Origin of the sequence: Streptomyces sp. YPW6, from assembly GCF_018866325.1 — a bacterium.
Lineage (GTDB): Bacteria > Actinomycetota > Actinomycetes > Streptomycetales > Streptomycetaceae > Streptomyces.
In genome coordinates this window covers 3,424,756-3,450,564 of sequence record NZ_CP076457.1, presented here as the reverse complement: position 1 = coordinate 3,450,564, position 25,809 = coordinate 3,424,756, and the positions used below count along the sequence as shown (strand labels likewise).

General features: G+C 73.3%; 24 protein-coding genes and 1 pseudogene. 17 read left to right on the top strand and 8 right to left on the bottom strand.

Annotation, left to right across the window (positions count from 1 at the left end; genetic code table 11):
• Positions 1-69 precede the first annotated feature (69 nt).
• From KME66_RS15185 to KME66_RS15170, 4 genes are all read right to left on the bottom strand, one after another.
• Complete coding sequence (locus tag KME66_RS15185) at positions 70-618, bottom strand: TetR/AcrR family transcriptional regulator (RefSeq protein WP_073219111.1); 549 nt, start codon at positions 616-618, stop codon at positions 70-72.
• A gap of 214 nt (positions 619-832) precedes the next feature.
• Positions 833-2,725 carry a serine/threonine-protein kinase gene (locus tag KME66_RS15180; protein WP_216322883.1) on the bottom strand — a complete coding sequence of 631 codons (1,893 nt, stop codon included), beginning with the start codon at positions 2,723-2,725 and terminating at the stop codon, positions 833-835.
• 288 nt (positions 2,726-3,013) lie between these two features.
• A complete protein-coding gene (locus tag KME66_RS15175) occupies positions 3,014-3,511 on the bottom strand; it encodes a MarR family winged helix-turn-helix transcriptional regulator (RefSeq protein WP_216322881.1) in 498 nt (165 codons plus the stop codon).
• A complete protein-coding gene (locus KME66_RS15170) occupies positions 3,504-4,127 on the bottom strand; it encodes a DJ-1/PfpI family protein (protein ID WP_216322878.1) in 624 nt (207 codons plus the stop codon). Before KME66_RS15170 ends, KME66_RS15175 begins: the two co-directional genes overlap by 8 nt.
• A gap of 160 nt (positions 4,128-4,287) precedes the next feature.
• Between KME66_RS15170 and KME66_RS15165 the strand changes: the two genes are divergently transcribed.
• From KME66_RS15165 to KME66_RS15155, 3 genes and pseudogenes are all read left to right on the top strand, one after another.
• Complete coding sequence (locus KME66_RS15165) at positions 4,288-5,670, top strand: aspartate aminotransferase family protein (RefSeq protein WP_073219128.1); 1,383 nt, start codon at positions 4,288-4,290, stop codon at positions 5,668-5,670.
• A 271-nt stretch (positions 5,671-5,941) separates the two neighbouring features.
• A pseudogene (locus KME66_RS15160) lies at positions 5,942-6,613 on the top strand (GntR family transcriptional regulator); the annotation flags it as partial.
• 311 nt (positions 6,614-6,924) lie between these two features.
• Positions 6,925-7,575, top strand: coding sequence for a hypothetical protein (locus KME66_RS15155; protein ID WP_216322875.1), 651 nt, complete (start codon positions 6,925-6,927; stop codon positions 7,573-7,575).
• Between the two features lie 526 nt (positions 7,576-8,101).
• Here the strand turns inward: KME66_RS15155 and KME66_RS15150 are convergent.
• Complete coding sequence (locus KME66_RS15150) at positions 8,102-8,941, bottom strand: SLATT domain-containing protein (protein WP_216322872.1); 840 nt, start codon at positions 8,939-8,941, stop codon at positions 8,102-8,104.
• Positions 8,942-9,240: 299 nt separating this feature from the next.
• Between KME66_RS15150 and KME66_RS15145 the strand changes: the two genes are divergently transcribed.
• From KME66_RS15145 to KME66_RS15105, 9 genes are all read left to right on the top strand, one after another.
• Complete coding sequence (locus KME66_RS15145) at positions 9,241-9,585, top strand: YbaB/EbfC family nucleoid-associated protein (protein ID WP_073220357.1); 345 nt, start codon at positions 9,241-9,243, stop codon at positions 9,583-9,585.
• 120 nt (positions 9,586-9,705) lie between these two features.
• On the top strand, positions 9,706-10,305 hold the full coding sequence (gene recR / locus KME66_RS15140; RefSeq protein WP_073219137.1) for a recombination mediator RecR: 600 nt from the start codon (positions 9,706-9,708) through the stop codon (positions 10,303-10,305).
• A 119-nt stretch (positions 10,306-10,424) separates the two neighbouring features.
• A complete protein-coding gene (locus KME66_RS15135) occupies positions 10,425-11,084 on the top strand; it encodes a DUF5063 domain-containing protein (RefSeq protein ID WP_073219141.1) in 660 nt (219 codons plus the stop codon).
• 163 nt (positions 11,085-11,247) lie between these two features.
• Positions 11,248-11,523, top strand: a complete 276-nt coding sequence (locus KME66_RS33950) for a Uma2 family endonuclease (protein ID WP_253208351.1) — start codon at positions 11,248-11,250, stop codon at positions 11,521-11,523.
• Between the two features lie 127 nt (positions 11,524-11,650).
• Entirely contained in the window at positions 11,651-13,771 is a 2,121-nt protein-coding gene (locus KME66_RS15125) for a LamG domain-containing protein (protein WP_216322866.1), read from the top strand.
• 223 nt (positions 13,772-13,994) lie between these two features.
• Positions 13,995-15,266 carry an aspartate kinase gene (locus KME66_RS15120; protein ID WP_073219150.1) on the top strand — a complete coding sequence of 424 codons (1,272 nt, stop codon included), beginning with the start codon at positions 13,995-13,997 and terminating at the stop codon, positions 15,264-15,266.
• A complete protein-coding gene (locus KME66_RS15115; protein WP_073219153.1) occupies positions 15,263-16,333 on the top strand; it encodes an aspartate-semialdehyde dehydrogenase in 1,071 nt (356 codons plus the stop codon). Before KME66_RS15120 ends, KME66_RS15115 begins: the two co-directional genes overlap by 4 nt.
• 362 nt (positions 16,334-16,695) lie before the next feature.
• A complete protein-coding gene (locus KME66_RS15110; protein WP_073219156.1) occupies positions 16,696-17,271 on the top strand; it encodes a SigE family RNA polymerase sigma factor in 576 nt (191 codons plus the stop codon).
• A gap of 80 nt (positions 17,272-17,351) precedes the next feature.
• Complete coding sequence (locus tag KME66_RS15105; protein WP_216329362.1) at positions 17,352-18,590, top strand: hypothetical protein; 1,239 nt, start codon at positions 17,352-17,354, stop codon at positions 18,588-18,590.
• Here KME66_RS15105 and KME66_RS15100 read toward each other — a convergent pair.
• Together KME66_RS15100 and KME66_RS15095 are read right to left on the bottom strand one after the other, a co-directional pair.
• A complete protein-coding gene (locus tag KME66_RS15100; protein ID WP_216322863.1) occupies positions 18,557-19,582 on the bottom strand; it encodes an SURF1 family protein in 1,026 nt (341 codons plus the stop codon). The two genes, KME66_RS15105 and KME66_RS15100, sit on opposite strands and share 34 nt — an antisense overlap.
• A gap of 62 nt (positions 19,583-19,644) precedes the next feature.
• The gene (locus tag KME66_RS15095) at positions 19,645-21,456 is read right to left on the bottom strand and encodes a prolyl oligopeptidase family serine peptidase (RefSeq protein WP_216322860.1); all 1,812 of its coding nucleotides are present in this window, start codon (positions 21,454-21,456) and stop codon (positions 19,645-19,647) included.
• A 98-nt stretch (positions 21,457-21,554) separates the two neighbouring features.
• Between KME66_RS15095 and KME66_RS15090 the strand changes: the two genes are divergently transcribed.
• Both KME66_RS15090 and KME66_RS15085 read left to right on the top strand, forming a co-directional pair.
• Complete coding sequence (locus KME66_RS15090; RefSeq protein WP_216322857.1) at positions 21,555-22,394, top strand: bifunctional 2-polyprenyl-6-hydroxyphenol methylase/3-demethylubiquinol 3-O-methyltransferase UbiG; 840 nt, start codon at positions 21,555-21,557, stop codon at positions 22,392-22,394.
• 130 nt (positions 22,395-22,524) lie between these two features.
• Positions 22,525-22,905, top strand: coding sequence for a nuclear transport factor 2 family protein (locus tag KME66_RS15085; RefSeq protein WP_216322853.1), 381 nt, complete (start codon positions 22,525-22,527; stop codon positions 22,903-22,905).
• Between the two features lie 249 nt (positions 22,906-23,154).
• Here the strand turns inward: KME66_RS15085 and KME66_RS15080 are convergent, their stop codons facing one another.
• The gene (locus KME66_RS15080; RefSeq protein ID WP_216322851.1) at positions 23,155-23,961 is read right to left on the bottom strand and encodes an SGNH/GDSL hydrolase family protein; all 807 of its coding nucleotides are present in this window, start codon (positions 23,959-23,961) and stop codon (positions 23,155-23,157) included.
• 332 nt (positions 23,962-24,293) lie between these two features.
• On the opposite strand from KME66_RS15080, the gene KME66_RS15075 reads away from it, so the two are divergent.
• The 3 genes from KME66_RS15075 (at position 24,294) to KME66_RS15070 (ending at position 25,794) form a co-directional block, all read left to right on the top strand.
• Complete coding sequence (locus KME66_RS15075; protein ID WP_216322847.1) at positions 24,294-24,980, top strand: N-acetyltransferase; 687 nt, start codon at positions 24,294-24,296, stop codon at positions 24,978-24,980.
• Positions 24,981-25,060: 80 nt separating this feature from the next.
• Positions 25,061-25,192 (top strand): hypothetical protein, encoded by a 132-nt coding sequence (locus KME66_RS34415; protein WP_269086416.1) that lies wholly within the window; start codon positions 25,061-25,063, stop codon positions 25,190-25,192.
• Positions 25,193-25,197: 5 nt separating this feature from the next.
• A complete protein-coding gene (locus KME66_RS15070; protein ID WP_216322844.1) occupies positions 25,198-25,794 on the top strand; it encodes a hypothetical protein in 597 nt (198 codons plus the stop codon).
• Positions 25,795-25,809 lie beyond the last annotated feature (15 nt).

The window sequence follows — 25,809 nt, the reverse complement described above, 5'->3', positions numbered from 1 at the left end:
CTCGCCGCCACCGGCGCGAGGTGGCGGGCGGGCCGCCGGAGGGTGGGGAGCGCGCCTGAGCGGAGACCGTCAGGAACGCGGCGCGGTGATGCGGGCGATCGCCTCGACGGTGAGGGCGCGCTCGTGTGGCTCGGTCTCCAGGGCGCGGTGGATGGACAGCCCCTCGATCAGGGCGTCGAGCTGGCGGGCGGTGGCCGGGTCGAAGTGCCATTCCAGGGCGCGGCGGCTGCGGCCCATCCAGGTGCGGGTCAGCTCGCGGTAGGCGGGGCGGCGGGCGGCGAGGGTGTAGAGCTCGTGGGTGAGGACCAGCTCGCGCTGGTTGCCGCCGGAGAGGTGGTGGACCAGGTCGGCGACGGCCTCGCGGGCCTCGTCGGGGGTGGTCGCCGCTCCGAGGCGCTCCTCGAAGACGGCGACGATCGTCCCGGAGAACCGGGTGAACGCCTCGTGCAGCAGCTCGTCCATGCCGGAGAAGTGGTACGTCATCGAGCCCAGCGGCACGCCCGCGCGGGCGGCGACCTTCCGGTGCGAGACGCCCGCGACGCCTTCGTCGACGATGAGGTCGAGCACCGCGTCGATGATGCGGTCCCGCCGCTCGGGATCGGTGCGCCCGGTCGCCACGCGGTGCCTCCTCGGGGTCGGGTCGGCCTGGGGTCCGGCTCGGCCTGGGATCGGTCTCGGTCTCGGTATCGGCCTGTGCCTCGGCCTGCTCGGTTCTTCGCGCAGCATAGAACGCCGCAAAGGGGGTGCACGGCCTGGGCTCGTGGCCTCTGGACAACCCGTCGGGGGCACTACGGAGGCGCCCGGGTGATCCGGTGACCGAAGTACGTTCCGCTCAGCCCGACTTGGTGTAGATCAGGCTCTTGCCCGTGTCGGTCGTGGTGCGGCGCAGGGTGCCGTCCGGGAGCAGGGTCAGTTCGGTGGGCTTCCCGGGCGAGCAGGAGGAGGCGGGGCTCCCGGAGGACACCGTGGAGGGGCCGATGCGGACCGGGCCGTCCCCGGCGGGGCTGTCGGCGAGCGGGGCGCTGAACTCGCAGTGGTACGTGGAACCGGGGGAGAGGGGCCCCTCGGCGGTGAGGGCGAGGACCTGGTCGCCGACGCCGCCCTGCCGGATCGTCAACGTCCGGGTGGAGACGCCCTGGTCGCCGGGCAGCGAGCCGGACCAGGTGCCGAGGAACCTCTCGGGTACGGCCCCTTGGCCGCTTCCCCGCCGCCCTTCGCCGCTGCCGGCCGCGTCGGCGGAGCCCGAGGGGCCGGGGGAGGCGGTCGTGCCCGGACCATCCCCCTTCATGAACGCGTACACCGATCCGCCGGCGCCTGTCGCCACGACCACGGCGACGGCGATGAGCGCGACGGTGGCCCCGACGGAGCGGCGGTGCCGGGCGGGCGGGGGAGGCGTGGGCGCGAAGTGGGACGGGGGTATGGGGGCGAGAGGTTGGGCCGGATGCATGGGCTGCGCGGGATGCATCGGCTGTGCGGGCGGGTGGGGCGGCGCGGGCCACGGGGGACCCGCGAGAGTGCGCGGGTCCTCGGAAAGCCCCTGCGGGCCTGTCGGCGTCCCAGGGCTCTGAAGGCTCTCCGTGCTCCGAGGGCTCTGAAGGTTCTGCGTGCTCTGCCGGCCCTGAGTGCCCTGAGGGCCCGGTGGCCTCGCCAGCTCCTCCGACTGCGTCGGCCTCTCCGGACCCGCCGGACTCCGTGCCCCCTCCGGTCTCCCCGCCACCGACCATGTCCCCGCCGCGTCCGACGTCCCCGCCTCGTCCGGCTTTCCCGGCTCCTCCGGGTGCTTCGGCTCCTCCGGGTCCTCCGCGTCCAGCAACCCCACTGCCTGGCGGCCGAGTTGGGCCAGTAGCGTGGCGGGCAGCCAGGGTTCGTCCGTGTCCGGCTCGCCCAGGCGGGCCAGGATCTCGTCGGTACCGGGGCGGTCCGCCGGGTCCTTCGCCAGGCAGTCCCGGACGACGTCGGCCAGCTCTTCCGGAACCCCGGTCAGGTCCGGGTCCTCCTGGGCGATCCGGAACATCAGGGCGTGGACCCCGCCGCTCTCCGCCGTGCCGAACGGCAGCCGGCCCGATGCGGCGTAGGCGAGGACGGAACCGAGGCAGAACACGTCGCACGCGGTGGTCACGCGTTCGCCGCGTACCTGCTCCGGGGCCATGAAACCGGGCGAGCCGACCAGAGCCCCGGTGCGGGTCAGACCGGCGTCGGTCACGGTCTCCAGGGCGCGGGCGATGCCGAAGTCGATGACCCGGGGGCCGTCGATGGTCATCAGGACGTTGGAGGGCTTCAGATCCCGGTGGACGAGCCCGGCCCCGTGGATGTGCTGGAGGGCCTGGGCGAGCCCGGACCCCAGGAGCCGTACGGAGCGGGGCGGTAGTGGCCCGTACGCCCCCGATGCCGTGACCGGGGCGCCCGGACGGCCCGAGACGACGTGCTGGAGGGAGGGCCCGGCGACGTAACCGGTGGCGACCCAGGGGACAGGGGCCTCGGTGTCGGCGTCCAGCACCGGGGCGGTCCCCACGCCGCCGACCCGGCGCGCGGCGTGGACCTCCTGGCGGAAGCGGGCGCGGAACTCGGGCCGCTCGGCGAGCTCGCGGCGGACGAGCTTGAGGGCGACGGTACGACCGCGGTCGGAGCGGGCGAGGAAGACCTGGCCCATGCCGCCTTCGCCGAGGCGGCCGAGGAGCCGGTACGCGCCGATGCGGTGCGGGTCGTCGGGCCCGAGCTTGTCCATGGTGCGGTTCCTCCCCCTGCGGCCCGCACGAGGATAGCGCCGCGCCCCGCACCCTCCCCAGCCCGCCTCCGCAGCCCGTCCGGCGTTCGGGGACGGAACGGTCGGGGTGTCGGGCCTCGGCCGGATCGTCCGGGCGCTCCGGGGGTCCCGCCCCTGAAGGCGCACCGCCCTCGCGAAGGCGCACCGCCCTCGCGCGATCAGGGGTTCCGCCCTCGAACGCCGGACGGGCGCGACTGCCCGGTCCGCGGCTGTAGGGCCGGGCGGGCCTGCGGTACCCCGGTCCGCGGCTCAAGCGTCGGGCGGGCTCGTGGTACCCCGGTCCGCGGCCGCCAGGGCGTCCAGGGCCTGCGACAGGCGTTCCAGCGCGCCCAGCGTCTCCGCCAGGTTCTCCGCCCCCAGCTCCGCCCCCAGCCGTGCGGCGAACTCCGCGTGGGGCGGGCCGATCCGGGCCACCGCTTCGCGCCCGGCCGCCGTCGCCATCACCAGCTTGGCGCGGCGGTGGGCCGGGTTCTCCGCGTACTCCGCGAGCCCCCGCTCGACCAGCAGGTCCGCGATCCGCTGCACGCTCTGCCGGGTGACCCCCATCGTCCGGGCGATGCCCGCCACCGGCAAGGGCTCCACCAGCACCGCCCCCAGCACCTGCCACCACGCGGCGGTGAGTCCGCCCGGCCGCGCCAACTCGTCCGCCACCGACAGGAACTGACCGTTCAGCCGGAACACCGTCAGCGCGGCCCGGCTCAGGAACTCCTGCTCGGAGGGGACGTGTTCCGCGCTCTCGCTACTCACCCTGCAACACCTCGTACGCGCTCGCGTCGGAGTCGTGGAACAGCCGGTACCACGCGTCCAGCTTCTTCGGGTCGTAGATCCCGAGCAGTCCGAAGACCTCCCGCGCGAACGCCACCGGCTCCGTCGGCCCGGCCGTGATCAGCCGCCCGCCTCCGTCGGCCCCGGGGTCCGTGACCGCGTCGGCCTCCACGTACCGCTCGCCGCCCGCGTATCCCGTCGCCGCGAGGTAGAAGGAGACCGCGCTCGTGTGCGCCCGGTCGTCCAGCAGCCCCTCCCGGGCCAGCCCGGCCGTCGCCCCGCAGATCGCCGCGACCGGCACCCCCGTGTCCAGGAAGCCCCGGGCCGCCCGCGCGAAGGGCGCCAGCGTGTCGCCCGTGTCCCAGCCGGACGCGCCCGTCAGGATCAGCAACGCGCTGTCCTGCGGCCGGAGTTCGTCCAGCGCCAGGTCGGGCTGGACGCGCAGCCCGCCCATGGTCGTCACCGGCTCCCGGGAGAGTCCCACGGTGCGCACGGTGCGGCCGTGCTGGGTGAGATGGGCGGTCGTGTACCCCGTCTCCCAGTCGGCGAAGGTGTCGTAGACGGCGAGATGCACGGTCGTGGCGCTGCTGCTGGTCATGGTGACCTCCTCGGCTCGATGACAGAATGCTGTCATGTCGACAGTGTGCTGTCAACGGAATCGGGGGTGGAGGCGGGGCGACACCTTGCCGAACCATCCGCTGCAAGCCGTACAAGGTGGCCATGGAGGCCACCCCCCACCAGCGCTTACGCTCGGCCGCATGACCCCTCATGCCCCTCATGCCCCGTACGCCGACCCCGCGGCCGGTGCGGCCGTGAAGGCCGCGGACCGCGCGCACGTGTTCCACTCCTGGTCCGCCCAGGGCCTCATCGACCCGCTCGCCGTCGCCGGCGCCGAGGGGTCCTACTTCTGGGACTACGACGGCAACCGCTACCTCGACTTCACCAGCGGGCTCGTCTACACCAACATCGGCTATCAGCACCCCACCGTGATCGCCGCGATCCAGGAGCAGGCGGGCAGGCTCGCCACGTTCGCGCCCGCCTTCGCGATCGAGTCGCGCTCCGAGGCCGCACGCCTCATCGCCGAGCGCACCCCGGGCGACCTGGACAAGATCTTCTTCACCAACGGCGGTGCCGAGGCCGTCGAGAACGCCGTCCGCATGGCCCGGCTGCACACCGGCCGCCCGAAGGTGCTCTCCGCCTACCGCTCGTACCACGGCGCCACCTCCACCGCGATCAACCTCACCGGGGACCCGCGCCGCTGGCCCTCCGACAACGGTTCGGCGGGCGTCGTCCGCTTCTGGGCGCCGTTCCTCTACCGCTCGCCGTTCTACGCGCAGACCGAGGCCGAGGAGTGCGCCCGCGCGCTCCAGCACCTGGAGGACACCCTCGCCTACGAGGGTCCGTCGACCGTCGCCGCGATCATCCTGGAGACCGTCCCGGGCACGGCGGGCATCATGACCCCGCCGCCGGGCTACCTGGCGGGCGTCCGCGAGATCTGCGACCGGTACGGGATCGTCTTCGTGCTCGACGAGGTGATGGCCGGATTCGGCCGCACCGGCGCCTGGTTCGCCGCCGACCACTTCGACGTGGTGCCGGACCTGCTGACCTTCGCCAAGGGCGTCAACTCCGGTTACGTCCCGCTCGGCGGCGTCGCCATCAGTGCCGAGATCGCCGCGACCTTCGAGACCCGCCCCTACCCCGGCGGCCTCACCTACTCCGGGCACCCGCTGGCCTGCGCCGCCGCCGTCGCCACCATCGGCGTGATGGAGGACGAGAAGGTCGTCGAGCACGCCGCCCGGATCGGCGAGACCGTGCTCGGCCCCGGGCTGCGCGAACTCGCCGAACGCCACCCCTCGGTCGGCGAGGTGCGCGGCCTCGGCGCGTTCTGGGCGCTGGACCTGGTCCGGGACCGCGAGACCCGCGAGCCGCTCGTCCCGTACAACGCCTCGGGCGAGGCCAACGCCCCGATGGCGGCCTTCGGGGCGGCGGCGAAGAAGCAGGGGCTGTGGCCGTTCATCAACATGAACCGGACCCATGCCGTCCCGGCCTGCAACGTCTCCGAGGCCGAGGCCAAGGAAGGCCTCGCGGCCCTGGACGTGGCGCTCTCGGTGGCCGACACGTACACGGTGCAGGGCGCGTAGGGCGGCCCCCGGTCCGTCTCCGCCCGTACGCGGAGTAACCGGACGGGCCCATTCCGTACGCGGTGGGCCCCCGTACGCCGTCCCGCCGTGCCCGGAATCGGGCACGGCGGGGCCCCTGGCTTAAGGTGACCCGAACCAGAGATGACCCCCACCGGACGTGTCCGGCGAGGACCGGGCGTGTCCGGCGAGCACCGGAAACCTCCGGCGAGCGGGGCGGTCATGGACGGACGGTACGGACGGGTACGCACAGGGACGGACGGGAGGGGCCGGCATGAGCCCGAGCGCGGGTGTGACGCGCAGTACCCTGCGCCAGCAGATCGCCGACGCGCTGCGTGACGAGGTGCTCGCGGGGCGTCTGCCGCCGGGCCGCGCGTTCACCGTCAAACAGATCGCCGAGCAGTACGGGGTCTCCGCGACGCCCGTCCGCGAGGCGCTCTTCGACCTCTCGGCCCAGGGTCTCCTCGCCTCCGACCAGCACCGGGGCTTCCAGGTGCGGGAGTTCACCGTCGCCGACTACCGCGCGATGGCCGAGGCGCGGGCCCTCGTCATCGAGGGCCTCTTCCGCGACCCCGACGAACGGGTGGCCGTGCGGCCCGAGGGGCTGGCCTCGATCCGCCGACGGGCCGCGGAGGCGGTCCGCGCGGCGAAGGGCGGCGACCTCGACGTCCTGATCGGGTACGACCTGCGGTTCTGGCGGGAGCTGGGGCAGTTCGTCCTCAACCCGTACGTCGCCGATTTCCTCACCCGGCTGCGCGTCCAGGCCTGGGTGTTCGCCGTGCACCGGCTGCGCCGCGACGGCATGGACGAGAACGTGCTGTGGTTCGGCCACGAGGAACTGGTCGAGGCCATCGCCCGCGGCGACCGCGATCAGGTCCACGTCGAGATGCGCTCCTACTACGGTCACGCGCTCGCCTGGGCGGACCGCCTGGACGCGCGGGCGGCGGAGGGAAGCGCCGGCGGGCCGCCAGGGCCGCATTCCGCTGTGCCCCCTGGTCCCGCCTCGGCAGTGCCGCCCGGCCCTGGCCCCGGCTCCCCGGCGACGCCCGGTCCCGGCTCCGCGGTGCCGCCCGGCCCTGGTCCCGGCTCCCCGGCGGCGTCCGGTCCCGGCTCCGCGGTGCCGCCCGGTCCGCGATCCGCGAAGCCGCCGGGGCCGGGTTCCGCGATACCTCCGGAGTCCCCGGGGCACTGTGCGTGAGGTTCGCCCCGCACTACGCTGTCCCGACGATCGCCCGAACCGTTGGAGAGCGAGACTTCGTGGCCTGTGACCTGTGGCTGGTCCCCCTCGTCGACGTGCTGTGCCACAGCGCCGACAATCCCTTCGCCGAAGAGATCGCCGTCTACGACAAGGCGCTGAACGACGCCGGGCTGCCGCCCGTCCCCGTCTACGCCTACATGCCGGGCCTCACCGGGGACGTCGCCCCCGTGGCCGGCTTCGACTACGACGCCCTGCACTTCCTGCGCCGCGCCTACCTGCTCCAGCTGAGTGGGCTGCCCGTCACCCCGGTCGCCGGTCTGGACGGCGAGTACGAGCAGCTCCTGGAGATGTTCGAGCAGGGCGCGCAGCAGTCGCACCTGGTCTGGCACTACGACCACGCCGGGGCGTACGTCCCGGTGGACTTCCCGGCCCCGCTCTCCGACGACGCCCTCCTGGCGGGCGGCGGCCCCCTCGGCTCCGCGCACGGGCTGCTGCGGGAGCTGGAGTTCGTCGCCCCGGCCATCGGCATCGACCCGGCCAACCCGCCGGCCGCCCCGCAACCCCCCGCGGGCCCCACCGCCCTGGAGGAGCCGGCGCACCCGATCCCCTACGACGACAGCCCGTTCGCCCGCGAGCGCCACGTCTGGCTGGGCCTGCACGCGGCGGCGACCCGCAGCCTGGCCCAGGGCTCAATGATCATCTTCAGCTGAGCCGGAGCCGGAGCCGGAGCCGGAGCCGGAGCCGGAGCCGGAGCCCGAGCCGGAGCCGGAGCCCGAGCCGGAGCCGGAGCCCGTCCGCCCACGACCCGCGGACCGGGACACCGTGTCCGTCCCGCCCGAAACCGCACGGGCCGGGGCGCCGCTTCGCAGCCCGTCCGGCGCCTGCGGACCGGGGGCCGCGCGCGTAGGACGGGGCCCGCATGCGCAGGACCGGGGCCCGCGTGCGTTCGTCCCACCCCGCGCCGCACGGGCCGGGGCGCCGTTCTTCAGCCCGTCCGGCGCTTGAGGACCGGGGTACGGGGCAGCGCCCCCGCAGCGCCACCCGCGCGGGCAGCGTCGCCCGGGCCTGGCCGCGCCCCGCAACGTCACCGGGGCCGGGCCGCGCTCCGCAGCGTCACCCGGGCGGGCCTCATGCCCGCAGCGTCACCCCGGGGCCGGGCCGCGCCCCGCAGCGTGCCCCGGGCCGGGCGTCGTGCCCGCAACGTCCCCGGGGCGCCGGGCAGCGCCCCGAGGCACCTCACCGCGGCGGTGACTCCGGCGGCCGCTGCCGCGGCATGTTCGGCCGCGCCGCCACCGACGGCATCGCGAACCGCCCCGGCACCGCCCCCGGCTCGCCCCGTCCGCCCGCGGTCCCCGCCGCCAGCGCCTGCATCCCCATCGGCGCGGGGCCCGCCCGGAACTCCACCATCCAGTCCGCCGTCTCCGACCGCACCAGCTCCGTGACGTCCTCGGAGAACCTCCGCAGCACCCCCAGGCACCGCTCGGTCGCCTCGCTCGCCGTGCCCTCCGTCGGGCCGAGCGTCTCCCGTACGCACTCCGATGCCCAGTCGAACTGGAGCACCTGGAGCCGCCGCTGCACGGCCTGCGCCGTCGCCAGGTTCCTTATCCAGCCGGAGGTCAGGCCGAAGTACCGGTCGCCGGCCATGCAGGCGGCCCCCACCAGCAGCGACAGATAGCCCCAGCCCGCCGAGCCGCTCAGCGCGCCGGTCAGGTCCAGCAGCGGCAGGGCGGCCCCGGCGACCACCCCGGCGCCCGTGCCCATCCGCAGGGCGCGGGCGGCCCGGCGCTTCCAGACCCGGTCGTTCAGATACCAGTCCGCGGTGTCCAGGGCGCCGGTCTCGACCCAGCGGTAGAGCTCGTCGAGCCGCTCGGACGGCTCGCCCCAGTCGCCGGGCGGGAACGGGCGCCCGGTCAGATCGCGCCCGTCGGCCCGCCCCCCGGCACGGTCGCCGGAGCGTCCGTCAGCCCGCCCCCCGGCCGGGACCCCCGTAGCGGAATGCTCAGCTCCGTTCTCACCGGATCCCGCGTCGGACTCCTTGCGGGGCGGCCCCTCGGGCTGCCTCTCCGGCTGACTCACCGGGGCACTCCTCTGCACTCTGACGCCCGGTACGGACGCGTAGAAGGTAACTCTGCGTCACTGCACATGCACGCTCGTGTGCCGATGCGCATGCCCTTCCTACCGCCGAATGGTGGGCGGTGGGGTCGAAATCGCGGGATTCCCGCCTGGACAGGGCCCCTGGTCAGGTATAGGAGCGCTCACGCCGGTCCCGGGATCTCACTCGAAAGAGTTGGTCCCCGGTGGGTGGAGCGCGGTGACCGGGGAGCACGTAGGCTCGGCTTACCGAAACATTTGTCGTCGAAATGCCAGGAGTGACCGTGATTCCCGGTGGTGGCCAGCCCAACATGCAGCAGTTGCTCCAGCAGGCCCAGAAGATGCAGCAGGATCTCGCCGCGGCCCAGGAGGAACTGGCCGGGACCGAGGTCGAGGGACAGGCGGGCGGCGGTCTCGTCAGGGCCACGGTGACCGGCTCGGGCGAGCTGCGCGCCCTGGTGATCGACCCGAAGGCCGTGGACCCGGAGGACACCGAGACGCTCGCCGACCTCGTCGTCGCGGCCGTCCAGGCGGCCAACGAGAACGCGCAGGCGCTCCAGCAGGAGAAGCTCGGCCCGCTGGCGCAGGGGCTGGGCGGCGGGGGCGGCATCCCGGGTCTGCCGTTCTGACCCGGCCGGCCGCGGGCCCGTAGGTTCCGCGGCCGTCAGGTCCCGCGGGCCCTCCGGGGCCTACTGGTACCGACCCGTACCCACTACGGTACGGAGCAGGAAGCGAAGAGAGGCGTTCCGTTGTACGAAGGCGTGGTTCAGGACCTCATCGACGAACTGGGCAGGCTGCCCGGCGTCGGTCCCAAGAGCGCGCAGCGGATCGCCTTCCACGTGCTGCAGGCCGAGCCCACCGACGTGCGCCGGCTCGCCCACGCCCTCCTGGAGGTCAAGGACAAGGTCCGGTTCTGCGAGGTGTGCGGCAATGTCGCGCAGCAGGAGCAGTGCGGGATCTGCCGGGACGCGCGCCGCGATCCGAGCGTCATCTGCGTGGTCGAGGAGCCCAAGGACGTCGTGGCGATCGAGCGGACGCGTGAGTTCCGCGGCCGCTACCACGTGCTGGGCGGGGCGATCAGCCCCATCGAGGGCGTCGGCCCGGACGACCTGCGCATCCGCGAGCTGCTGGCGCGGCTCGCGGACGGCTCCATCACGGAGCTGATCCTCGCGACCGACCCCAACCTGGAGGGCGAGGCCACCGCGACGTATCTGGCGCGGATGGTCAAGCCGATGGGCCTGAAGGTGACCCGGCTGGCCAGTGGCCTGCCGGTCGGCGGCGACCTGGAGTACGCCGACGAGGTCACCCTGGGCCGCGCCTTCGAGGGGAGGCGGCTGCTGGATGTCTGACACCGAGACCGACACCGGCGCCGAGGCCGCCGCCGCACGCCCCCGGTGCGGGCCCGGGCCCCTGCACGTACCGCCGCCCGCTTCACCGTCTGTGACCGCGCCCACGGGAGGTCCCCTCGATGTCTGACGCCACGCTGAACTCCGTCACGCAGGACCCGGGCGACTTCGCCGTCCAGATCGCGGACCAGATCAAGACGTTCATCGTCGCGGTCGCCGAGGTGTCCAAGGTCGACGAACCGGAGGAGGCCGTCCCGGTCCTGCTCCTCCAGGTCTCGCAGCTCCTGCTGGCGGGCGGCCGACTCGGCGCGTACGAGGACGTCCTGCCCGACGAGCGGTACGAGCCGGACCTCGGCGCGGAGCCGGACGCGGACGGCCTGCGCGAGCGGTTCGCGGCGCTGCTGGAGCCGATCGACGTCTACTCCGAGGTCTTCGACCCGTACGAGCCCCGCAAGGCCCCCGTCCCGCACCGCATCTCCGACGACCTGGCCGACCTGGTCACCGACCTCGGCCACGGCCTCGCGCACTACGAGGCGGACCGCACCGCCGAGGCGCTGTGGTGGTGGCAGTTCTCGTACTTCTCCAACTGGGGCTCCACCGCCTCCGCCACCCTCCGCGCCCTCCAGTCCCTGGTCGCCCACATCCGCCTCGGCCAGCCCCTGGCGGAGCTGGACGGCCTGGACACCGACCAGGACCCGGGCGAGGAGGACCTCGCCGAGGAGGCGGGCCGCGTGATGCTCCAGGAGATCGCGGGCCCGCTGGGTCTGCGCCCGGTGAAGTAGCCGCCCGCCTGCCGTGCCCCGGCGCGCCAGGGCACGGATCGCGCCGGTCACCGGCGGCATCGCTGGGCGTCCCTCTGCCCGGTCGCGGCGTGCCGGCCGCCGCCTGGTCCGCACCGGAACGCTGGAACCTCAACCGTCCTTCAGGGCAGCCTGCTTGAGGAACGTGAAGAGGCGGGCCGACGCCGCCGGCCCGCCCCGCGCCGCCGACTTCGTCGGCCTGGAGCGCGACCGCGTCGAGAAGCCCGACGGCTACGCGGTCGCCGGCATTCCGGTCTACCTGCTCGTGGACCGTGAGGCGTGCTCGGTGACCGCCTTCACCGAGCCGGAGAAGGGAACGTACCGCTCCGCCACCACTCGGCCCTTCGGCGCGGTCGTCGAACTGCCCGAACCGGCCGGCTTCGCGCTCGACACCGAGAAGCTCAAGGAGTACGCCGACTGAGGGTGACCACCCGGGCGTGCCGCCCGCCGCGGGGGCGGATATCCACGGGCGGTCGATGCATGCGCTTGCTAGTCTCCCCAGCTCTTGATCTTCGATCTTCGAGGACGGACAGGGGAGGGGAACGCGCATGACAGAGCGCAGAGGGCAGGGACGCGCCAGACGGGCGGCTGCCGCTGCGGTGATCGCCGCCGGGACGGTGCTGGCGACGCCGGGCGCCGTACTCGCGGCGGTGGGCGAGGAGCTCGTGCCGAAGCAGCCGTTGACCGCTGATCTGGAGACGGGCGGCGCGGCATGCGCCACCGGCGACGAGCGGCCGTACGTGGGGGCCGTTCCGCAGGTGACGGCGCGGCTGTACGGGCCCGGTGGCGGGCAGCCCGGTGAAGCGAGCCGCGTGCGGGGCGAGTTCGAGGCGTGGTGGCAGGGCGAGGACGGCGCCGAGGAGCGCGTGTCCATGACCACCTCCACGAAGCTGGACACCGCCCCGTTCACGTGGCAGCTGCCGAGCACCGTCCCGGACGAGACCGTCGTGTCCTGGCGGGTGCGGGCCGTCAACGACGCGGGGGCCTCCGCCTGGAGCAGCGAAGGGGCGGGCGCGCCCTGCGAGTTCGTGTACGACCGGACGCTGCCCGACGCGCCGGTCGTCACCTCGTCCGACTACCCGGACGACGGCACCTGGACCCCCGGCGCCGGAGTCCGGGGCACCTTCCGTTTCACGGCGCGGGCCGAGGACGTCGTCGCCTTCGTCTACACCTTCACCGGTGGGCAGCCGCGCAGGACCGACGTCCGGCCCGACGGTTCGGCCGAGGTCGGCTTCGTGCCCGAGGACTCCGGCGTCCAGGTCCTCTCCGTCCAGGCGCAGGACCGGGCGGGCAACCGCGGCCCGCGCACCGACTACACGTTCCGGATCGGGCAAGGGCCCGCTCCGGTGGCCCGGTGGAAGCTCGCCGACGCGGCGGGCTCCCGTTCGGCCGCCGCCGAGAACGGCACCGCGGCCCGAGCGGGTGCGGGGGTCACGTTCGGCACGCCCGCCCCCTCCGGCACCCCGCTCACCACCACCGCCTCGCTCGACGGAACGGGCCACGGCTTCCTGACCCCGGGAGCCCCCGTCGTCGTCGACACCGCGAAGGACTTCGCCGTCGGCGGCTGGGTCCGGCCGGCCCGCGTGGACGGCACCCGCACGGTCCTCTCGCAGGACGCGGGCACGGGCCGCGCCTTCACCCTGGGGCTGAGGCAGGCCGGTTCCGCCCCCGCCTGGTCGTTCGCCGTCGGCGGGGCCCGGGTCACGGGCGGACTGCCCGAGGCCGGAGACTGGGCGTACGTGCTCGGCCAGTACGACGCGGGGACCGGCACGGTCCGGCTGTACGTGAACGGCCGCGCGGCCGGCGAGGAGACGGCCGCCGTCCCCGTGGCGGGCGAGGGTGACTTCCAGATCGGCCGGGCGCGCGGGGCGCGGGGCTACCGCGACCGCTGGCAGGGCGAGATCGGTGACGTACGGGCGTACGACCGGATCGTCGTCCCGGACGAGCTGACGGACCTCGCCACCCGCGCCGCGCAGCGGACCGGCCACTGGGCGCTCGACAGCGCGCCCGACGGCCTCGCCCCGGAGTCGGACGGCGGAGCGCCGCTCAAGCTGGGCGCCGGGGCCTCGGTCTTCCGCCTCGACGCCCCCTGCGACCCACTGGACCCGGGCTGCGGCCAGGACTGGCCGCTGGAGGGTGACGGACACCTCCGCCTCGACGGCGTCTCCGGCCACGCGGCCACGGACGCCCCGGTGGTCGACACCACGCAGAGCTTCACCGTCAGCGCCCGCGTCCGGCTCACCGACGACGCCCCGGCGGCGCCGATGACGGCGATCTCCCAGGGCGGGGAGCACGGCGACGCCTTCAAGGTGCGCTTCGACCCGGAGAACTCCAGCTGGGACCTGGTGCTGGCGCACGCCGACGAGCCGGGGGCGCCGGAGACCGTGCTCCGCCGGATCGAGTGGCCGGACGGGGACTTCGGGGCGGGCCACCGGGTCACCGTCGTGTACGACGCCTCGGCCGGTCAGGTGTCCTTCTACGTCGACGGGTGGAAGGAGTCCGTGGGCGGCACCGCGGACTTCGACGCCGCCTGGAAGAGCACCGGCGGCCTCCAGCTCGGCCGGGGCCGTACCGCCGACGGCTGGGGCGAGCACCTCAAGGGAGTGGTGGACAGCGTGTACGCCTATGCGGGTGTGCTGTCCGAGGAGAAGATCCAGCAGCTGCCGTAACGGAGAGTGTCCCGGCTCGCGCTTTCCGCCCCGATCGTGTGGGCTGGGACACAAACGGGAGTGTGCTCGGTCCGGCTGGGCAACAGCCACGTACGAGCGGTTCGGAGCGACACGCCGTTCCGGGTGATGAGCGGGACATCTCATCATCTGGTAATGGACGGGTCGATTCCGGACTGCTCGTTAAACTGAGCCGACCGCAGTAATGACTGAGCGAGGAGCGCACGTGGGCCTTGTCGTGCAGAAGTACGGAGGCTCCTCCGTAGCCGATGCCGAGGGCATCAAGCGGGTCGCCAAGCGAATCGTGGACGCCAAGAGGAACGGCAACCAGGTGGTTGTCGTGGTGTCCGCGATGGGCGACACGACGGACGAGTTGATAGATCTCGCCGAGCAGGTGTCACCGATGCCTACCGGCCGGGAATTCGACATGCTGCTGACCGCGGGTGAGCGGATCTCCATGGCCCTGCTGGCGATGGCGATCAAAAACCTGGGCCACGAGGCCCAGTCGTTCACGGGCAGCCAGGCCGGTGTCATCACCGACTCGGTCCACAACAAAGCGCGCATCATCGACGTCACGCCGGGCCGCATCCAGACCTCGATCGACGAGGGCAACATCGCCATCGTCGCCGGGTTCCAGGGCGTGAGCCAGGAGGGCAAGAACATCACCACCCTCGGCCGCGGCGGGTCGGACACGACCGCCGTCGCGCTGGCTGCCGCCCTGGACGCCGAGGTCTGTGAGATCTACACCGACGTCGACGGCGTCTTCACCGCGGACCCCCGGGTCGTGAAGAAGGCGAAGAAGATCGACTGGATCTCCTTCGAGGACATGCTGGAGCTGGCCGCGTCCGGTTCCAAGGTGCTGCTGCACCGCTGCGTCGAGTACGCACGCCGTTACAACATCCCGATCCACGTCCGCTCGTCCTTCTCCGGACTGCGCGGCACCTGGGTCAGCAACGAACCGCAAGGGGACCAGAAGGTGGAGCACGCGATCATCTCCGGAGTCGCCCATGACGTCTCGGAGGCCAAGGTCACCGTCGTCGGCGTCCCGGACAAGCCGGGCGAGGCGGCCGCGATCTTCCGCGCCATCGCGAACGCCGAGGTCAACATCGACATGGTGGTGCAGAACGTCTCCGCCGCGTCGACCGGCCTGACGGACATCTCCTTCACCCTGCCCAAGACCGAGGGCCGCAAGGCCATCGACGCCCTGGAGCGGACGAAGAGCTCCATCGGCTTCGAGTCGCTGCGCTACGACGACCAGATCGCCAAGATCTCCCTGGTCGGCGCGGGCATGAAGACCAACCCGGGCGTCACCGCCGGATTCTTCGAGGCGCTGTCCGACGCGGGCGTCAACATCGAGCTGATCTCGACATCCGAGATCCGCATCTCGGTGGTCACCCGCGCCGACGACGTCAACGAGGCCGTGCGCGCCGTGCACACCGCCTTCGGGCTCGACAGCGACTCCGACGAGGCCGTGGTCTACGGAGGCACCGGCCGATGACGGAACACCGCCCTTCGCTCGCGGTCGTCGGTGCGACCGGGGCGATCGGCGGTGTCATGCTCCGGATCCTCTCGCAGCACGCGGACGTCTGGGGCGAGGTCAGACTCGTCGCCTCACCGCGCTCGGCCGGCCGGAAGCTGGTCGTGCGCGGTGAGGAGAGCGAGGTCCTCGCGCTCGCCGAGGACGTGTTCGACGGCATCGACGTGGCCCTCTTCCTGGTGCCGGACGAGGTGTCCGCCCGCTGGGCCCCCATCGCCGCCGCCAAGGGCGTCGTCGTCATCGACGACTCCGCCGCCTTCCGGCTCGACGACGACGTGCCCCTGGTCGTCCCGGAGATCAACCCCCATGCCGCACGGCTCAGGCCGCGCGGCATCGTCGCGTCCCCGAACTGCACCACGCTGTCGCTGATCGTCGCGGTCGGCGCCCTGCACGCCGAGTTCGGGCTGCGTGAGCTCATCGTCTCCTCGTACCAGGCCGTCAGCGGCGTGGGCCGCGACGGAGTCGCCGCCCTCCGCGAACAGCTCGCCCTGGTCGCCGGTACGGAACTGGGCACCCAGCCCGGAGACGTCCGCCGGGCCCTGGGCGACGAGGCCGCCACGGCGGACAGCCCGTTCGCCGCGCCCGTCGCCCTGAACATCGTGCCCTGGGCCGGTACGGACGCCGGGGACGGCTGGTCCTCCGAGGAGATCGCGCTGCGCGAGGAGTGCCGCAAGGTGCTCGGCATGCCGGACCTGAAGGCCACCGCGACCTGTGTGTACGTCCCCGTCGTCACCACCCACTCGATGTCCGTCCACGCCCGCTTCGAGAACGAGGTCGAGGTCGGCAAGGCGCACGAGATCCTGGCGACCGCACCCGGCGTGGTCCTGTTCGACAACCCGGCCTCCGGGGACTTCCCCACTCCGTCCGACGTGGTCGGCACCGACCCGACCTGGGTGGGCCGCGTGCGGCGGTCCATGGACGATCCGCATGCCCTGGAAATGTTCCTTTGCGGGGACAATCTCCGAAAAGGGGCGGCTTTGAACGTGGCGCAGATCGCCGAATCGGTCGCCGCCGAATTCCCTCGATGAGCGTCGAACCTCTTTTGTAGGATCTGTGAACGCCCTATGAGGAATTCGCTGGTCTGAACCTCTTGAGCTGGGGCGTTGTCGTGTCCGACGATGATCTCCCGGCCATGCGCAACCGCACCTCGGCCGGGTTGCGTCTATGCCGTCACTTTGTGCGTGGCCGGGCGCTGCAACGGGGTAATTGGGGAAGAGCAGGTACGTATGAGGGCATATCGCACGGCGTCGAACATGGTGCGGTCCGCGTACAACCCTGACGGGGGGAAGCGTGTCCAACTGGCGTGGCAGAGGTTCTCGACATCACAGTGGTGGGCCCGTTGCGGGGTGCTTCGGTGCGCCCGTTCCGGCGGCCCCGTGCGCCCGGCGGTATGCCGGTGATCGCGCCCATGCCCGCCGCGCACCCGACGTCGTTGCCCTCGCAGCGCGGGGGTGCTGACGAGACGGTGGCAGCAGGAACGACGGTCGACCATCTCACCGAGACCTATCGCGCCCACTACCGCTCCCTGCTCGGCCTCGCCGCCCTGCTGCTGGACGACACCGCGTCCTGCGAGGACGTGGTGCAGGAGGCGTTCATCCGGGTGCACTCCGCGCGCAACCGGGTCCGTGAGCCCGAGAAGACCCTCGCCTACCTCCGGCAGACCGTCGTCAACCTCTCGCGCTCCGCGCTGCGCCGCCGCATCCTCGGGCTGAAGCTGCTCTCCAAGCCGATGCCGGACATGGCGAGCGCGGAGGAGGGCGCCTACGACCAGCTGGAGCGGGACGCGCTGATCAAGGCCATGAAGGGGCTCCAGCGACGCCAGCGCGAGGTGCTGGTGCTGCGGTACTTCGCGGACATGACGGAGGCCCAGGTCGCCGAGACGCTCGGGGTCTCGCTGGGCTCCGTGAAGGCGTACGGTTCGCGGGGTATCGCGGCGCTGCGTGTGGTGATGGAGGCCCAGGCATGAGCGGGTCCGAGCAGTCCCCCGGGCAGTGTCCCGACGTCCCTGAGCACAGGCACGAGAACGACCCGACGGGAATCGGCATGGTGAACGACGGGCCGGAGAAGACCCCGCACACCGATCCGTGCCGGCCGGACGGCGAAGGCGCGGGCCCCGGGGGGAACGCGTCCGCGAAGCCCACGCCGCCCGCGCACGGGGACAGCGAGTCCGCCGGCGACCCCGGAGCCCCCGGCGACGTCCCCGGAGCCTTTGACGACGACGTCCTCGCCACGCTGACCGACCTCTTCGCCGACGGCAGACGCGCCCCCGACCGGTCCGGCGAACTGGACGAGGTGGCCCTGCGCCGCATGCTGCACGGCGCGGTCGGTGACCTCACCCCCTCCGAGGGGACCCTCGACCGCCTCCAGCGCGCCGTCCCCGCCCGCCGGGCCCGGCGGCGGCAGGCCGTCGTCGGGACGGCCGCGGCCGCCCTGCTGATCGGCACCGCCGTCCCCGCCTTCGTCCACGTCGCCGCCTCGGACGGCCCGCCCACCGCCCGGCCGGCCATCGCCGGGCACGGCGAGCAGGCCCAGGGCGGCAACGGGGAGGAGCCCGGCCCCGAGGAGCAGCCGGGCCTGCGGACCGTGGCGCCCACCCAGCGCGAGAGCGAGGGCAGCCTGGGCGAGGCCGCCCCGGACCCCAGCCCCTCCCGGGGCGAGGGACGCGACCCCGACGCGTCGGTGGCGGGCCAGGAATCCGACTCCCCGAGCCCGGACTACGCCTCCCTGCCCGTCTGCGACCCGGGCCAGCTCGGCGTCGCGTCCGCGAGCACGGGTGCGCCGGGGGCCGACGGCACGGTCTACGGCAGCTTCCGGATCGCCAACGTGTCCGGTTCGGACTGCAGGGTCACCAGCAACGGCACCGTGGGCTTCACCGCCCGCGGCGCCGCCGACTCCCACAAGATCGTCGTGGTCCAGCACGCCGAGGGCGACGCGGCCCCCGGCCTGCCCGACCCGTCCGAGGAGCCGGGCACGGTGCTGCTGAAGCCCGCCATGGCGTACGAGGTGCAGTTCGCCTGGGTCCCGACGGACACCTGTCCGACCGTGCGCCCCTCACCGACCCCGACCCCGTCGGCGGACGGCGCGGGAGGCGCGGTCGGCGAGGGCTCCGAGGAACAGACCGGCGTCGACCCCCAGTCGCTGTCCGTGGACGGCGGGACCACGGCCGAGGGCAGCGTCGCCGTGACGCACACTCCGGAGACGGGAGCGCCCACCGCGCAGACGGAGATCCCCGACGCCTGCTCGGGCACGATCTACCGGACGGGTGTCCTCGCCACGTCGCCGTAGTCCGGCGCGGAAGGGTCCTCGGGGGCGTCCTGCGGGGTGCCCTCCGGGGACGCCGGGGCCGTGGCGTCCTGCTGGGCCGGACCGGTGCCCTCCGGGGCCGTGGCGTCCTGCTGGGCCGGACCGGTGCCCTCCGGGGCCGTGGAGACCTGCTGGGCCGGACCGGCGTCGTCCGAGTCCGGGCCGGCGCCCTTCGCGGCCGGAGCGGCCGCCGCAGGGGCCCCCTCCGGTACGAGACCGAGCGCGATGTCCCGCTCGGCCTCCGCCTCGCGCCGCACCAGCCGGAACCACATGAAGAGCACGAAGGCGGCGAACACGAACCACTCGCCCGTGTAGCCGAGGTTCTGGAAGGCCTTCAGATCGAGGCCGCTGCCCTCCGGGGCCGCCGCGGGGACGGGCTCCATCCCACCGCCCGTACCGCCCGCCTCGGCCTCGGGAAGCGTCACCCAGGCGTCGTACACGTCGTAGGGGACGAGGTTGACCAGGGTCGCCGCGCTGATCATGCCGATCTGGCCCGAGGGGAGCCCGCCCCGGACGTTCACGCCGTCGCTGTGGGTGTTCTCGGAGGCCTGGAGGTCGCCGGTGACCGTGACCTCGCCCTCGGGCGCGGCGGGGACCCGGGCGCCGGTCGCGGACCCGGGCAGCCAGCCCCGTACCACCGGCAGGGCCTTGCCGCTGTCGGTCCGCAGCAGGTTCAGGACGTAGAAGCCCTGCCGGTCCTCCAGCTCACGGCCGGGCACCAGGAACTGGTCCGCGTAGGTCCCGGTGGCGGTGGCCGGACGGCCGGACGTCACCTTGTCGACGGGCAGCAGCTCGTCCAGGGGTTTCGCGTCCCGGGTACGCGGATCGGGGGCCTTCTCCGCCTGTTCGTGCGACTGCACACGGTCCTCGAAGCGGCCGAGCTGCCAGGTGCCCATGAACACGCAGAACGGGATGGCCAGCACGACGAAGAGGTTGATCCCCCACCACCGTGGGGTCAGCAGGAACCGGTACACCCCTCAAAGGTACGGTTCCCCGCCCCGGGTACCCGGGGCGGGGTCCGCAATTTATCCGGCCCTTACGCCCCGTGGACCGGACCGCCGCCCAGGTGCTTCAGGGCGAACTCCAGCTCCAGCCGCACCTGCTTGATCCGCTCCTCCACCACGAGTGAGCCGTGCCCGGCGTCGTAGCGGTACACCTCGTGGACGGCACCGCGCGCCGCGAGCCGGTCCACGTAGTTCTCCACCTGACGGATGGGGCAGCGCGGATCGTTGACGCCCGCCGAGATGTAGACGGGGGCGCGCACCGCGTCGACGTACGTCAGCGGGGACGAGGCCGTGAACCGCTCGGGAACCTCCTCCGGCGTGCCGCCCAGCAGCGTGCGGTCCATCGCCTTCAGGGCCTCCATCTCGTCGTGGTACGCCGTGACGTAGTCCGCGACGGGGACGGCGGCCAGGCCCAGCGCCCAGGAGCCGGGCTGGGTGCCCAGGCCGAGCAGGGTCAGATAGCCGCCCCAGGATCCGCCGGCCAGGACGAGGCGCTCCGGGTCCGCGAGCCCGGACTGCACCGACCACTCCCGTACGGCGGCGATGTCCTCCAGCTCGATCAGCCCGACCCGGTGTTTCAGCGCGTCCGTCCAGGCGCGGCCGTATCCGGTGGAGCCCCGGTAGTTGACCCGGACGACCGCGAAGCCGTGGTCGAGCCAGGCGGCGGGGCCGGAGGCGAAGGCGTCGCTGTCGTGCCAGGTCGGCCCGCCGTGGATCTCGAAGACGGTGGGGAAGGGGCCCTCGCCGGTGGCGGGCCTCTGCACGAGGGCGTGGATCCGGCCGCCGGGTCCCTCCACCCACGCGTCCTCGACGGGCACCGAGGGCGGGGCCTTCGCACCGGGAGGATCCAGGACCACGGCACCGCTCGTCGACCGCACCACGGGCGGCTGCGCGGCCGATGACCACAGGTACTCCACCGTTCCGTCCGGCCGGGCCGTGGCGCCCGAGACCGTGCCGGCGGGGGTCTCCACCCGTACGGGCGCCGCCGCCCCCGGCTCGTACCGCCACAGCTCGCTGCGGGCCTCGAACTCGTGCTCGACGAGCAGCGCGGAGCCGTCCGGATACCACTCGGCGCCCACGTCGCCCGGCAGGCCGATCGGCAGCGGGGTCTCGGTGCCCGCGACCGGGTCCCAGATCATCGGCTCCCAGCGGCCCTGCCGCTGGTGCCCGACGAGGAGCCGGGTGTCCCCGGCGACCGGTGCGAAGCCCAGCACGCTGAGCCCCAGCTCCTTCGTGCCGCCCTCGGTGTCGTCCAGCTCGGCGACGGTCGAGCCGTCCCGGCGGACCACGCGCAGCGCGGAGTGCATCGCGTCGCCGTGCTCGGTGTGCTCCAGCGCGATCAGCGTCCCGTCGTGGGAGAGGTCCCCGACGCCCGCGGACTCCCGGTGCCGGTAGATCTCCACGGGCTCGGCGCCCGGGGCCCGCACCAGGTGGACCGTCGTGCCGTCCTCGTCGGTCGAGCGGCCGATCACCGCCGAACCGTCCCGCCCGATGGCCAGGCCCGCCGGGTAGGAGGGCGCGAGGCCCGGGGCGGCCGGTTCGTCCTCGCCGCCGCCGAACGGCTGGCGCATCCACACCCCGAACTCGTCGCCGTCGGTGTCGCTGAACCACCAGACGGCCTCCCCGTCCGGCGTGAGCACGCCGTCGGTGGTCCCGTTGGGCCGGTCGGTCACCTGGCGCTGCCGCCCGCTCGCCCGGTCCCACGCGTACAGCTCGTAGGTGCCGGTGGCGTTGGAAACGAACAGCGAACGGTCGGGGGCGTCCTCGGCCCAGTCGGGCAGCGAGACGCGGGGCGCACGGAACCGCTTCTCCCAGTCGGGCGCGGCTGCAGCATCAGTCGTCATGCCCCCATCCAACCCGATGGGCCAGGGGCCCTTGAGCGCGCCGGTCAGCCGCGGATATCCGCTCGCGCCCCGCCCGGCCCGTCGGTAGCTTCCCGGACATGTACTCCCCGACTCCGGACGACTGGCACGAGACCAACCGCGCGCGCTGGGACGAGCGCGTGCCGATCCACGTGGCGAGCGCCTTCTACGAGCTGGACGCGTTCCGGGCGGGCAAGGACGTGCTGCGCGCCTTCGAGCTGGCCGAGGTCGGCGACGTCAGGGGCAGGACCCTGCTGCACCTCCAGTGCCATTTCGGCATGGACACCCTGTCCTGGGTGCGGCACGGCGCCGCACAGGTGGTGGGCCTCGACTTCTCCGAGCCCGCCGTCGAGACCGCCCGGGGCCTGGCCAGGTCGCTGGGCCTCGGCCCGGACCGGGCGGCGTTCGTCGCGGCCGACGTGTACGACGCCCCGTCCGCCGTTCCCGACTCCGCCTACGACATCGTCTACACGGGCATCGGAGCCCTGGGCTGGCTGCCCGACATCGACCGCTGGGCCGAGACCGCCGCGTCGCTCGTCGCGCCCGGCGGATTCCTCTACCTGGCGGAGTTCCATCCGCTGACCGACTCGATGGACGCGACCGGCTCGGTGGTCACCGACGACTACTTCAGCCGCGACGCCTGGGTGGACGAGACGCCGGGCACGTACGCGGACCTCGACGCGCCCACGGTGCACAACCGCAGCGTCGAGTGGCAGCACCCGGTGGGCCGGGTGGTGACGGCGCTCGCCACGGCCGGTCTGCGGATCGACTTCCTCCACGAACACGACGTCTCGCTCGTCCAGCGGTTCGACACGCTGGAGCGCCATGCGGACGGCCAGTACCGCTTCCCGGCGGGCCGGCCGAGGATTCCGCTGATGTATTCCATCAAGGCGTCGCGGCCGGTGCAGGGGCGGGGATAACCGCAGCTCGGAGGCGCCCCGCGGGCTCTGTCCGGCCGATTGTCAGTGGTGGGGGCCACACTCGTCCCCATGACCGACATGACAGGAAGCAGCGCCCCGGGGGGCGACGACGGCGGCGCTGCGCGGGGCGGTGGAGACGTACTGGTCGGCGGCCGAGGAGCGCGACTGGAGCGCGTTCGCGCAGACCCTCGCCGAGGACGTGGTGTACGAACTGCCGCAGACGCGCGAGCGGATCCTCGGCAAGGAGCGGTATCTCCGGTTCAACCAGGAGTATCCGGGCGACTGGCACGTCCGGGTCGAGCGGATCGTCGCCGACGCGGAGGGCCGGCAGGCCGCGGCCCGGACCGGGTTCACGGTGACGGGGGAGCAGGAGGGCGAGGCGGACCAGGAGTTGGACGCCATCCACTTCTTCACCTTCGACGAGAAGGGGCTGATCACCGGCGTGACGGACTTCTGGCCCGAGTCGTACGAGCCTCCGGCGGGCCGGGAGCATCTGGTCGAGCGGTACTGAGAACGGACAGGCGTTACGGGGAGGGTGAGGAAGCGTCACGGGGGAGGCCGGCCGGGGAGACCGACGCGGCGGGCGAGGGGCGGAGAGTGATGGCGAGAGACGGTGAGAGCCGGTGAGGGGCGGAGAGCGGTGGCGAGAGACGGAGAGGGGCCGCCAGAGGCCGAGCGTGGCGGAGAGCGGCGACGAGGGGCGGAGCGTGGCGGCTCACCGGTCGCCCGGTGAGCCGCAGCCCGGTCGCTTCGGCTTCCGCTACACCGCCGAGCGGAGGGCGGGCAGGTAGCCGCCCGACTGCCCCGCTGCCTTGGGGTGGTAGGAGTTCTCGATCGGGACGGTGACGCTGTGCAGCCAGGCGTCGCCCGAGCACAGCTCGTGTCCGGTGAACTCGTCCACCACGCTGGAGAAGGTGAACCCGGCGTCGGCGGAGCGCTTGGCGATGACGTCGTTCAGCGCGTCCGACGCGTTGTTGATCGCGGCCCGTTCGGTCTCGCTGAGCCCGGCGACGCAGCTGCCGGACAGCTGGTAGAAGCGGGGGTAGCCGAGGACCACGACCCGGGCCTGCGGGGCGCGGGCCCGGATGCCGTCGTACAGCGCATCCAGGCTGCCGGGCAGGGTGTCGTTCATCTGCCCGACGGCCGCGTCCACGCTGCTGAGGCAGGTGGCCTCGCTGCCGAGGACGCAGTCCTGCATGACGTCGGCGAACCCGACGTCATTGCCTCCCGCGGTGACGCTGACCAGCGAGGTGGACGTGCCGAGCGCGCCGAGCTGGCCGCTCGCCACGGACGAGGTCGTCGCTCCCGAGCAGGCGACGAAGGCGAACGAGGCGGGGGAATGGGCCGCCTGCCACAGGTAGGGGTAGGCGGCGGTGCTGCGCCGGCAGCCGCCGCTGTCGGGGAGATAGCTTCCGGCGCCGACGCCCGAGGAGTAGGAATCGCCGAGCGCGACGTAGCCGCCCGCGGCGGCCGGGTCGGCGGCGGACGCCGGCGCGGCGAGACCGATCGCCGCCACGGCGGCGATCGCGAGAGTGGAGAGAGCGGCTCGAATTCTCCGTACTGACATGGCTGCCGGCCCTTCAAAGCGTGGGGGGATGAGGGGATGCAGTTTCTAGCAGCTCCCGGTACCCGCCGGTCATAGGCGTGCGAGAAGTCGTCTGATATGCCCGAAGGATCGTTCGGTTGGGTGTGCTCCGCGCGTAGACACACCTCAACTCGGTGCTGAAACAGCCACGTTCAAGGGGATCCTGTGCTCCCCTGCGGCCCCTCGTATGCCCGCGGGTTCACCCGGACGGATCACCGTCTGCTGGGTGAAGGGGCTCGGTGGAGCACGGAAGTTCAGCCTCCGGTGTCTGGGCGGCTTTCCGGCGGCGCGTCGCGCGGTCGTACTGTCGCGCCATGCCCCTGGTTGATGACATCACCTACGACATCCGCGCGGCCGGCCCCGAGGACGCGGGGCGGATCGACGCGCTGGACGGCTCCTTCACCACGGCCACGGTCTTCCGCGTGGAGTCCGCCGAGAACGGGTTCACGCTGCGGGAGGTGCCGGTGGATCCGCCGCTGACCAAGGTGTTCCCGGAGGATGACGCCGACGGCCCCGACGGCCCCGACGGCCCCGACGGCCCCGACGGCCCCGACGGCCCAGGTGGCGCGGACGGCCCCGACGAGGGGCGCGGCGCTGACGTGGATGACGGGCACTCAGGAGTCGGGGTGGGGACGGCCGATGGGCGGGAGTCCACCTTCCTCGCCCTGACCCCCGACGGCACCCTGGCCGGCTTCGTCTCCGTCTCGTACGCGCGCTGGAACCGCCGCCTCACCATCGAGGACATCGAGGTCGCTCCCGCTCACCGGGGCCGGGGCGTCGGCAGGGCGCTGATGTCCCGGGCGGAGGAGTTCGCCCGGGAGTGCGGCGCGGGTCATGTCTGGCTGGAGGTCAGCAACATCAACGCCCCCGCCATCCACGCGTATCGGCGGATGGGCTTCTCGCTCTGCGGTCTGGACACCTCGCTCTACGCGTTCACCGCTTCGGCGGGGGAGTACGCCCTCTACCTGAGCAAGCCCTGTCCGCCGGGCGTGGCCGGGTGATGACGTACCCTCGGAGCCCGCCCGGCGCCCTCACCCTCATGCGCAGGTGGTAGCAGGGCGACCCGGGGAGGGGACCTCACATGGCCTACGCGCTGTTCGCCTCGCGCGCGCCGGGCGCGGCCGTCAGGAGCTGGACGTTCACGTTCGTCGTGCCGCCCCACATACGGGCGGACGCGGGTGTCCTGAACCGCCGCCGCGTCGAGAGCGACTGATCGGCATGGCGAAGCAGCAGAAGCACCCGGCGGTGGACGCGGCTCTCGGCCGTCGTCGCACGCGCCTCGGCACCGCCTGGGTCGTCGGCCTCCTGGCCCTGCCCTTCGCCGGCCTCGCGGTGTCGGCGGCGGCCGGACTGCATCCCGGGGTGCCGCTCGTCGTCACCGGGCCGGCCGCTCTGGTCGGGTTCGTGCTGATCAGCGAGATGCCCACGGGCCGGGACCGGGGACGGGCCACCGGCAGCCTGCTCACGGCACGGACCGTCACGGGCCTCCGCACCGTCGACCTGTCCCGGATCGAGCGCGTCCGGCTGCTGACGAGCTTTTCCCGCGGCGGAGTCTCGGACCGGGTCGTTCTGGTGCGCGACGGCGACGGCGTGCTGCTGGGACTGAGGGAGCAGACCGACGTGCGGCGCGTACGTCGCGCACTGGACCCAGGCGCACGGAGCGACGTACCGCCCCGCGTCAGCGGCGCCGCGGCCGCCCACCTGGGCATGAGTTCCGGCGGAACGGCCCGGCACACGGTGCTGAGCTGGTTGGCGACGGTGCTGGGCGTCTGCTGCTACCTCAGCGTCATCGTGCTGGTGGCCCGCGCGGTCTAGGCGGATCCGGGACCG